Annotated in this window: 6 protein-coding genes; 2 read left to right on the forward strand and 4 right to left on the reverse strand. The window is 65.5% G+C overall.

Annotation, left to right across the window (positions count from 1 at the left end; translation table 11 throughout):
• From H5T60_11005 to H5T60_11015, 3 genes are all read right to left on the reverse strand, one after another.
• Positions 1-208 (reverse strand): hypothetical protein (locus H5T60_11005; GenBank protein MBC7242959.1); only part of this gene is annotated, 208 nt, incomplete at its 3' end.
• A 31-nt stretch (positions 209-239) separates the two neighbouring features.
• Entirely contained in the window at positions 240-1223 is a 984-nt protein-coding gene (locus H5T60_11010) for a sugar kinase (protein MBC7242960.1), read from the reverse strand.
• Between the two features lie 157 nt (positions 1224-1380).
• Positions 1381-1932 carry a hypothetical protein gene (locus H5T60_11015; GenBank protein MBC7242961.1) on the reverse strand — a complete coding sequence of 184 codons (552 nt, stop codon included), beginning with the start codon at positions 1930-1932 and terminating at the stop codon, positions 1381-1383.
• 310 nt (positions 1933-2242) lie between these two features.
• Here H5T60_11015 and H5T60_11020 point away from each other — a divergent pair, with 310 nt between their 5' ends.
• Complete coding sequence (locus H5T60_11020) at positions 2243-3964, forward strand: nucleoside kinase (protein ID MBC7242962.1); 1722 nt, start codon at positions 2243-2245, stop codon at positions 3962-3964.
• 32 nt (positions 3965-3996) lie between these two features.
• Positions 3997-4473, forward strand: a complete 477-nt coding sequence (bcp, locus tag H5T60_11025; protein ID MBC7242963.1) for a thioredoxin-dependent thiol peroxidase — start codon at positions 3997-3999, stop codon at positions 4471-4473.
• A gap of 3 nt (positions 4474-4476) precedes the next feature.
• Here the strand turns inward: bcp and H5T60_11030 are convergent.
• A partial coding sequence (locus H5T60_11030) for a hypothetical protein (protein MBC7242964.1) occupies positions 4477-5441 on the reverse strand: 965 nt, incomplete at its 5' end.

Raw genomic sequence — 5441 nt, forward strand, 5'->3', positions numbered from 1 at the left:
TACTTGCGCCGGGAGCCGCGGACACCTCTGCCAGCACCTCCAGCGCGTTGGGCGTGGTCATGGTGAACTCGATGACCCGCACACCGCCGGCGGCGATGGCCTCCGCCACCCGGAACAGCGGCTCTGCCGAAGCCAGCCGGATGACGGCCACCACCCCGGTCTCCTCGATGATGTGCAGTACTTCCGCCCGGTCAGGACTGCGGGACATGGCTGTTTTCTCCCCATTTATTTATTGCGCACTATCTTGTTATCGTAAAACGAGAGCCGCCGGCCAGCAACTGCTCCACCTCCTCGCGCTCCGCCCAGCACATGTCCCCGACCATGGTGTGCTTCAACGCGCACATGGCGTTCCCCCACCGCACCGCCCGCTCCAGGTCTCCTTCCAGGTAGCCGCAGATGAAGCCGGCGGTGAAGGCATCGCCGGCCCCCACCCGATCCACAATCTCCACCTCGTACCAATCGTCCTGGATGATCTGCCCGCCGGCGAACGCCATGGCCGAGACGCGGTTGCGCAGGATGGTGGGCGTCTCGCGCAGGGTGATCGCCACCGCCTCGAAGCCGTAGCGCTCCGCCAGCCGGCGCGCCGTAGCCGCCGGCGTGGCCTCCTGCACCCCAAACACCACCTCCGCACAGGCCTCCGAAGTGATGAGGACATCCACATACTGCATGAACGGCTCCTGCACGCGGCGCGCCTTTTCGGGCGGCCACAGGTTGCCGCGGTAGTTCAAGTCGTACGTCACGCGCAGGCCGGCCGCCTTGGCGGCGCGCAGTGCCGCTTCCACCGCCTGCGCCGCGGAGTTGCTCAGCGCCGGCGTAATGCCGCTGGTGTGAAACAGCGCCGCGCCGGCAAAGGCCTTCGCCCAATCCACATCCGCCGGCCCCAGCATGCTGGCACAGGAGCCGGCGCGGTCATACACCACTCGGCTGGGACGCGGCGACGCCCCGTGCTCTATGAAGTACAGCCCCACCCTGCCTTCCGGCTTCCAGACCAGGAACTGTGTGCCCACCCCCATCTCGCGCACGGTGTTGTGCACCAGCCGGCCCAACGGCGTCTGCGGCAGGGCGCTGATCCACTCCGCCTCGTATCCCATGCGGACCACGCCGGCGGCCACATTTAGCTCGGCGCCGCCGACCTGCACCTCGAAGATGCTGGTCTGCTCGATGCGCATATGATCGGGCGGGGATAACCGGATCATGGCTTCTCCAAGGGTGACGACGCGCATTGCCAGGACCTCCATTCAGGCATGATTGCCAGACCACTTTTCACACTATACCCGCTCCCCGTGAACCGTGCAAATCTCGGCGCACAAAAAACCTCCCATGGGCGAGACCCATGGGAGGAGAACGAGCGAGATGATGACATGCCGCAGGGTCAGGGGGTCACAGCCCGACGGCGCCGGCCGGCTCCAGCACCTCGATATCCACCTCACAGGCGGACAGGCGGCCCAGGATATTGACCAGGATGCGCACCCGGCCGGCGCCGGAGATAGGCCGCTCAAAGATGGCCTCCAGGTCCTTCAATGGGCCGCTGGTGATGCGCACCCGCTCCCCCGGCGCGATGTAGCCGTAGCCGTGCTGGTTGAGCAGTTCCACCCGCCGGCGCAGTAGGTCGATCACGCGCTGGGGCACCCGCGCCGGCTCGCCGCCAAAGCTCACCAACGCGGTTACACCCGGCAGCCACTCCAGCCGAGAACGCGGCACCTTTGGCAGGACGGCGCGCACGAAGAGATAGCGCGGGAAGAGGGGCTTCCACGGCCGGCGGTCCGCCCGAACGTGCGCCGGCCGGATCATGGGCAGGAACGTCTCCAGCCCCATGGATGCCAGCACTCCCTCCACCATTTGCTCTTTATGGGGCTGGGTGAACACCACCCACCAATAATCATTTGGCGGACAATCTCTCCCCACAGCTACCGATTCCCATTGGCTGGTCACATGATTTGCCATAATCTCCCCATGAGAGAAAGTACTGCGCAATGACGCCTGGGGCGAAGGCGCAGAAAAGCCATCATCACTGCCAGTAATCCCTCAGCGATGAAGGATATCCTATAGTGGAAATTACGGAGGCCCCTACCTAGGGGAAGCGCCATCTGCCGGCCTGGCTATAATCTACACTCACTGCGCCGTTTCGTCAATACCCGGAAGCAGGCATACGGTTAATAGATGGTTAAAAACGCCGGCATGGCCGTTTGGCAAAATCGCGGTATAATGCAACCAGCCAGACAGATAAATGGAGCGCCCAACCATGTCCAAGACCCAGAAAGCCTCGGATATGCGCATCCGGCCGGCCAGACCGCGCCGCACCGTCCAGGCCCGCTTCCCCGACGGCCGCATCTTCGAAGGCCCGGTTGGCACTCCCGTCGGGGAATTCATCCGCGCCGCCCTGCCGGCCGATGACGTCCCGGTCATGGCCGCCATCGTCAACGGGAAACTGCGAGAGCTTTCCCATACCCTGTCCTGGGATTCCTCCGTCCAGCCCCTTTCCATGCAGACCAGCGACGGCCTGCGCATCTTCCAGCGCTCGCTGACCTTTGTGCTGGTCGCCGCCGCTCACGAGCTTTTCCCGGAAGCCACCATCGTGGTGGACCATTCCATTCCCACCGGCGGCTTTTTCTGCGAGGTCGCCGGCCGGCCGCCCTTCTCGGCCGCCGAACTCGCCCAGCTCGAGGAGCGCATGCGCCAGATTGTTGCGGCCGATGAGCCGATCCTCAAACATGTCGTCCCGATCTCCGAGGCGATCGCCATCTTCCAGCGGCAGGGCTATACGGATAAGGTGCGCCTGCTCCAGGGGTACGCCGGCGACCGCCAGAATCTCTCGATTTACTCCCTGCGCGGCGTGTACGATTACTTCTACGGCTACATGGCCCCTTCCACTGGCCCACTGCATCCCTTTGCCCTGCGGCCGACGGAGGGCGGGTTCCTGCTCCTCTTTCCCACCCGGCACCGGCCGCGTGAACTGACCGAGCCGGCCGGCGCCTCCAGGCTCTCCGCCGTGTTCCGCGAGCACCTGGACTGGATGCGCGTCATGAACATTGACGACGTGGCCTCGCTGAACGATGCGGCCAGATCGGGCAGACTGCGGGAAGTCATCCTGGTGGCCGAGGCCCTGCATGAAAGGCGCATCGCCGAGATCGCCGGCCAGATCGCGGCGCGCCGGCCGCGCCTGGTGCTCATCGCCGGCCCTTCTTCCTCCGGCAAGACCACCTTCATCAAGCGTCTGGCCATCCAGCTCCTGGCCGCCGGCATGCGCCCGGTCTCCCTCGGTCTGGACGACTACTTTCTCGATCGCGAGCACACCCCGCGCGATGAGAAGGGAGAGTATGATTTCGAGGCCCTGGAGGCGGTGGACCTGGAGCTGTTCAACCGCCAGCTCCTGGCGCTCTTCGCCGGCGAGGAAGTGCTCACGCCGCGCTACAACTTTCACACCGGCCGGCGGGAAGCGGGCCGGCGCCTGCGCATCACCCCCGATCACATCGTCCTGGTAGAAGGCATTCATGGGCTGAACCCCAAGCTCGTGCCCCACATACCGCCCGAGCAGATCTTCCGCATATATGTCTCGGCGCTGACCCAGCTCAATCTGGACTGTCACAACCGCATCCCTACCACCGACACCCGGCTCATCCGGCGCATCGTGCGCGACGCGCAGTTCCGCGGCTACAATGCCCAGCAGACCATCGCCGGCTGGGAAAAGGTGCGGCGCGGCGAACGGCTGTACATCTACCCCTATCAGGAAAACGCCGACGTGATGTTCAATTCCGCCCTGCTGTACGAGCTGGCTGTTCTGAAGCCCTTCGTAGAGCCGCTTCTGCGCCAGATCGCCCCCTCTCAGACCATGGAATATATCGAGGCCTCGCGCCTGCTGGCCTTCTTGAGCTGGTTCGAGGGCGCCGGCGCGGAGCAGGTGCCCGAAACCTCTATCCTGCGGGAATTCATCGGTGGTTCCGCGCTCACCGACGTAAGCTATTGAGCGAACATACACCATGCGAGAGGAGGAAAACCATGGTCAGCATCGGAGATCAGGCGCCGGATTTCGCCCTGCCCGACCCGGACGGCCGTATCGTCAGGTTGAGCGACCTGCGCGGCAAGCGCGTCATCCTGTATTTCTACCCCAGGGCCATGACCAGCGGCTGAACCCAGCACGCCATCGGATTCCGGGACGAATCCGACGAGATCGCCCGGCTGAACGCGGTCGTCGTGGGTATCAGCCCCGACCCGATAAAACAATTGCGGCTGTTCCGGGACAAATACCAACTGCCGTTCATCCTGCTCTCGGACGCCGATCATCAGGTGGCCGAGCGGTACGGGACCTGGCGGGAGAAGAAGATGTACGGCCGCACCGTCATGGGCATCGTGCGGAGCCATTTCATCCTTGACGAAGAGGGCCGCATCGTGGACGTGCAGATGAAGGTCACGCCGGCCCAAAGCGTGGAACGTGCCATGGCCGCACTGCGCGCCATGGCGGGGTCCGCCGGCTGACCATCACCCGGCTGATTCGCCGCGGAGCAACTGCACCACTTCCAGCAGGGTCCCTTCATCCCCCACGTTGCCGGGGAAGACCACGTAGGGCGCGCCCGGCGAGAGCTTCAGCGCGCGGCTCTCCTCGCCCGCTCGCGTGATGCGCCAGACCGGCACCCCGGGCGCGATCTGGCCCAAGACCCGCGTGCGGCGCGCGCCCAGCGCCCGCTGTGCCAGCTCATGCGAGGTGATGCCCCCCTTGGCGACGACGAAATCCGCCGGCACCCGAGACAGAACTCCCTGCACCGCTTCCACTAAGGCCAGCGATGCGCTCTCCATGATCGCCAGGCTCTCTTCCGGCGACCCACCAACCCGCAGTCCCCGGCTGGTGTAGATCACCGGCACGTTGCCGGCGAAGGCGCTCTCACAGGCCGCCTCCACCACCCGGGCGATCACCTTCTCTCGCTCAGGAGTGAGGAGCTGTTCCACCGGCAGTTCGACGCCGGCCGCCGCCGGCCAGGTCAGCAGGCGCCCTAACTGCCGCGTACTGCGCGGCACAAATGATCCCACCGCCACCAGCCCCACTGCCGGCGCCGGGGCATCCAGCAGTTCCTGCCGCGTCAGCAGAGGGCGCGGCGCGATGCCGGCGCGCACCCGCAGGAACGACGCCCCTGTGCGGTACAGGAAGCGCTTGCCGCGAGCCTCCGCCTCCAGCAGGCCGGCGACCACCCGCTCCAGGTCCGCATATTCCACCGCATCCACCACCACCGGCCGGCCGCCCTCTATCCCCATCAGCCGGTCCGTCACATACGCCGGCCCCTCTGCACGCACCTGCCCCACGTCCAGCACCAGCACGTCAGACGCTTTCCACCGTCCCCCGGTTTTCTCCTCCACCCACGCCGGCAGGTACGAATGGGAAAATCCGAACGCCGGATCGCGGGCGAACTCAGTCTGGGCCGCCGGCACCAGCATATCCCCCTGCGCCACCC

It is taken from the genome of Anaerolineae bacterium, from assembly GCA_014360855.1.
Taxonomy (GTDB): Bacteria; Chloroflexota; Anaerolineae; order JACIWP01; family JACIWP01; genus JACIWP01.